This window comes from Pantoea sp. GM_Pan_4 (assembly GCF_026541005.1).
In the GTDB taxonomy this organism is placed as follows: domain Bacteria; phylum Pseudomonadota; class Gammaproteobacteria; order Enterobacterales; family Enterobacteriaceae; genus Pantoea; species Pantoea dispersa.
The window spans coordinates 1-4,708 of the sequence record NZ_JALNUZ010000026.1 but is presented as its reverse complement, the minus strand read 5'-3'; the positions used below and the strand labels follow the sequence as shown (position 1 = coordinate 4,708).

Below are 4,708 nucleotides of genomic sequence, written 5' to 3'. Positions count from 1 at the left end.
GGAGAAGAGATAGCATACAAATTAGCTTTCGAGTGAATGAACACGATTACGAAAAATTGAAAGAGTCAGCTGACAATTTGAGTATGAGTGTGACGGCTTTCGCAAAAATGAAGGTACAAAATGCACGCATTTTGAAACCGAAATTTGATAAAGAAAGCAGTCTAAAAATTATTAAAGAACTGAATGCGATTGGGAACAACGTGAACCAAATCGCAAGATATTGCAATATGAGACAATCTAGTCGACTTAGTGGAGCGACTTTAGAGGGTATGATTGAAAAGAACTTGAAGGAAGTTCAAAGAGAGTTGGAAGCCTTATGGCAACAACTAAATTAGGGAATTCAAAGAGTTGTTCTAAAGTTATTAATTATGCTGAGAAACGTGCTGTTGTTAAAAGTGGTGTTAATTGTATGCCTGAGTATGCAAAGGCACAAATGAAAGCAGTTAGAATGGCACACGGAAAAGATACAGGCGTTCAAGCACATACAATAATTCAATCATTTAAGCCTGGAGAAGTGACAGCTGAACAAGCTAATGATTTAGGACGCCAATTAGCAGAATCAATTGCTGAAGGACATCAGGTTGCTATTTACACGCACAATGATACAGAACACATTCATAATCATATTGTTATCAATTCTGTAGATATGGAAACAGGTAAAAAATATCAGAGTAATGCTAGCCAAATTAAATTAGTTAAATCCGAAAATGATAGAATTTGCGAAGAAAATGGATTATCAGTTGCTAGCCAAAAAGCTGAAATAAGATATACGTTAGCAGAGCGGTCACTATTAGAGAAGAACAAGCGAAGTTGGAAAGATGAAGTAAGAGAAACTATTGATATGGCGAAGCAGGAAACAAGTGATTTTAAAGGTTTTTCTGAGTACTTAGAAGAGAATGGGGTTAGTGTTACTGTTCGTGGAAAGACCATTACATACATGCACATGAATGAAAATAAAAAAGTACGCGGGAAGAAATTAGGAGAGTTGTATACGAAAGAAGGTATAGAGGGTGAGTTTGAAAGACGAAATACAGAACAAGAAAGAGATACGTCAAATAGAGATGCTGAAACAAGATTTACTAACAAAGTTGAGCGAACTCGAAAGAAAATCGACGGAGCAAAATACAATAGTGGTCGAACTGGTAAGTCAAGTCATGGACTTGATGAAAAACCAACAAATTTGGATGGAATCAGTCTTGCAACGGGTAGAAAAATTAGAGAGAAACGGAAACGATATTTCGAAGAAAGAGAGCGTTGAGTTTGAAAAAGAAGCACTTCCAATGATTTCAGATACAGATAAAATTGTGATGAAATATGGAAAACCACATAAAGCGGTCATGATCGGGATAAGAGAGTTTTACGAAGAAATAGAGTGGGAGCAAATTCCAGAGCCAAGATATTCTTTACTAGAAAAAGAGATGCTATCAAAATAGCATCTCTTTTTATTTTCCTCGTTCATCAACGATTTCGGGTTTGTTAGAAATTTTGTAATGAAATGGATTGTTTTGATATTCCTTACTCATAAATCTGACTAACATTTTTTCACCATAGGCTGATACAGATTGTTCTTCAGTGTCAATTTTCATCCCTAAAATTTTAAAAATGGCTTGTAATTGAATATCAGTTAAAGGGATTTGAAAATCACTATCTTCATATTCAAAGTTTAATTCAGCTACGTATTTATTCATTGTTTTTTACTCCTGTTCTTTTATTTCGAGTAATTGAGATGTTGTAGAATGTTTTTCCTCTGGTAATGCTTTTTGTTTTCCTCTTAAAACCTCAATTGAATTTAAAGGTTCATCTTCCTCGTAATAACTTAATAAGATTTGGCGTTTTGTATCATTACCTTTCATCATGATGTTAGGATTTACAATGTAAGCACCATTTTGTTTTTTCTTAATAAAATTATTAGCTTGAAGTTTTTTCATGATTGTTGCGACGGTTTTATAAGAAACTCCAACATCTTCTGAAATACTTCTATATGTACCAATAAAGATATTATTTGATGGATTTGTATTTTCTGCTATGTAAATAAAAACATCGAGTTGTTTGTTATCTATAATTCCTAAAACAGTTAAAAAATCCATTAAATACATTTTCCAAAAGTTTTTAGTTCCATATACTCTTTTAGTAATTTGGTCTACATGAATAACTTCGCCTGTTTCACTATCAATTAATTCTCTTTTCTTTTGTCCAATTAATGTTTGAGTTTCTGCATAATATTCTAATTTTGTTTTATTATTTGTCATAAAAAAAATTCTCCTTTTGTAGTCAGATATGACTACATTTGATATCTTTTCATTATATCAAACAGTATAGGGTGTAAGTCTATATTATGCAATACAAAGATATCGAATGATGTAATACAAAGATATCAAACACTAAAGGGTATAAGTGTTAAATATATACTCATAAGATATCAAATGATGTAATTAAAATATATCATACAGTATACTTTAGGATATCAAATGATATCCTAAAGTATATCAAAAAAAAATGCAAAAAACCAGTAATACCAAGGGTTCAAGCCACTTTTTTATCTAATTTACTCTCTTCTATAATCAATCCCCCTTTTTTGGGGGATTGATTATTTTCGCAGTTACCAATTTTGGTAACTGCGAAACCTCCATATCGAGATCGATATGGAGGTTTTTATAAACAGACACTCTCAAAAGGGCTTTTCTTTATGCAATGGTCAGGTAGTATTTTTTGAGAAACCCACTCAAAAAATCTCCACCTTTCCTCCATTGCATAAAGAAATTCGGCTGATTCTTAGCTTTCGCCAAGCCGAACAGACCAAAAACGAGGTTAAGTTGCTCGACTTGGACTAGCAATTATACCAGCCGAACCGCCAGTTCTACTGTTCCAAAAAATCCTCATTCTATGTTTTAGTGACACTAAGAGGGGCTAGCCCCTCGCTACGCTTCACCCCAGCCAACCACCAACCCAAAAACAAGGGAAGGGAAATCAAACCATTTACACCCAAGACCTCTTATAAGACGTTTTGAAAGCTTATAAGAGGTCTTGGGTGTTTTCTATTTGGGATAAATTTAAAACGCTTATAGAGCCTTCTGAGGGCTACAAATCCTATTGTCTTCGTCAAGTTTCCCTAACCAAAAGCAAAAATATCAGGAATCTTGTAGAGCTTTGCTGTGAAATGATGATAAAGAGAGTTAGAGAATCCTTAAAATGGGTCAAGATTCCCTATGTTTCCCTAAAAAAAAATATAAGAAAAACATCCCAAATTAGTAATTTTATAGCAAAAAACACTTTACTATAGTTAAGTACCATGGTATAATTATTTATGTAAGGGAGGTAAGAAAATGGATTGGACAATATTACATATTTTGGAGGTAAAAAATGAATATAACAGCAGTATTAGTAATTATCGGAGCAGTAATCAAAACAGCCTTGCCTATAGTAAAAGAAATATTAGGAGTATACAAGGATTGGTTAGACATAAGTGAAAAAAGAAAGAGGATGAAACAAGGAGAAATAACACAACAAAATAAACGCCCTGTCATTCGCCGTAACCTACCAAAGTCGAGACGAACTACAGGACGTAAGAACAAGTAAGGTTAATACTCTGGGAATACCAGAGTATTAACACTCCCTTACCCAAATTATATCACAAAGTCCAATCCATATAATACATGAAAAAAATACTAGAATTTTTAAACAGCAGGCTTGTAATTCTTCTCATGTTAGCAATAGTTTTAACATTTTTTGTTAACTGGAGTGATTTAGGAATATTAGATTATGTAGTAATCACAACAACTACTATTTACGTACTACTTCTAGTAATACGATTAATCTTAGCATTTATAAAAAAACGATTATAAAGATAGGTGATGAAGCATGTACGAATTAAAAAATAAAGAAGATGTAGAGAAATTTGTAAACGAGTATATTTTAACAACTTCAGAGGTACTAGAGATACTCAATATATCGCGTCCTAGATTAAACGAATTAGTTAATAAAAAGGGACGGATTGTCCCATTGAAACAAACAAAAAACATGAGTTTGTTTTGGAAATCTGATGTAGAACAATTAGAAAAAGAATTGGTTGAATTAAGAAAGAAGTATGGTCCAAAATAAAAAGCACTTGTGTTTTAATGGTTTTTTCGCTTTTTGGTAGAGGCTGGTTCGTAGTGTGCGGGCGAAACCGCACGAACTTAGCGTGTAAAAAAATGATAAAAAATCTAATTTTGATCGTTAGAACTATGCGTTTCGGCACACTAAAATGGTACAACAAGCTGATGAGGAAAGTTTTTCACTTTTTGGTCTTCAGCTTGGTGAGTACCAAGAAGTGTGCCGAATTTTTTAAATCAAGGATGCGATTGAAAAGAGCAAGGGTGGAGATTTTTTGAGAGGGTTTCTCAAAAAATACTACCCGTTCCTTGATTTTAAAAAAGCATCCAAGGGATGTATGTTTTAGCTCCCCCTGTAGGGGGTTGGGGGGAATCATGCTAAGCATGATTAAAGCGGTATTTGCAGACACGAAACGAAGTGAGTGGCTAGCAAATACGTCGCTTGCCAAGTGTTTGAGGTTACGCTATGCTAGAGATATCAATATATCTAAGTATAGCGATTAATATAGAGCCAAAGGCAAAATATTAATCCTCAAATACGGGGTTGGAGGGTTTTAAAATGAACGAGAAGCGTGATGAAGTAAATAGCAATTCTCCGGTGGAAAAGAAAACACCAA

6 protein-coding genes are annotated in these 4,708 nt (G+C 33.7%); 4 read left to right on the top strand and 2 right to left on the bottom strand.

The window, feature by feature from the left end:
- Together OXR61_RS23310 and OXR61_RS23305 are read left to right on the top strand one after the other, a co-directional pair.
- Positions 1–335: MobC family plasmid mobilization relaxosome protein (locus OXR61_RS23310; RefSeq protein WP_267412576.1), on the top strand; the 335-nt coding region annotated here is incomplete at its 5' end.
- Entirely contained in the window at positions 317–1,258 is a 942-nt protein-coding gene (locus OXR61_RS23305) for a relaxase/mobilization nuclease domain-containing protein (RefSeq protein WP_098877979.1), read from the top strand. The genes OXR61_RS23310 and OXR61_RS23305, both read left to right, overlap by 19 nt.
- 184 nt (positions 1,259–1,442) lie before the next feature.
- Here OXR61_RS23305 and OXR61_RS23300 read toward each other — a convergent pair whose 3' ends face one another.
- Positions 1,443–1,688, bottom strand: a complete 246-nt coding sequence (locus OXR61_RS23300) for a hypothetical protein (RefSeq protein WP_098877981.1) — start codon at positions 1,686–1,688, stop codon at positions 1,443–1,445.
- Between the two features lie 6 nt (positions 1,689–1,694).
- Positions 1,695–2,249: a replication/maintenance protein RepL gene (locus tag OXR61_RS23295; protein ID WP_098877982.1), complete on the bottom strand. Its 555-nt coding sequence runs from the start codon at positions 2,247–2,249 to the stop codon at positions 1,695–1,697.
- A gap of 1,111 nt (positions 2,250–3,360) precedes the next feature.
- On the opposite strand from OXR61_RS23295, the gene OXR61_RS23290 reads away from it, so the two are divergent.
- Together OXR61_RS23290 and OXR61_RS23285 are read left to right on the top strand one after the other, a co-directional pair.
- Complete coding sequence (locus OXR61_RS23290) at positions 3,361–3,576, top strand: hypothetical protein (RefSeq protein WP_267407804.1); 216 nt, start codon at positions 3,361–3,363, stop codon at positions 3,574–3,576.
- Positions 3,577–3,858: 282 nt separating this feature from the next.
- A complete protein-coding gene (locus OXR61_RS23285) occupies positions 3,859–4,098 on the top strand; it encodes a DNA-binding protein (protein ID WP_097822082.1) in 240 nt (79 codons plus the stop codon).
- The last annotated feature ends 610 nt before the right edge of the window (positions 4,099–4,708 follow it).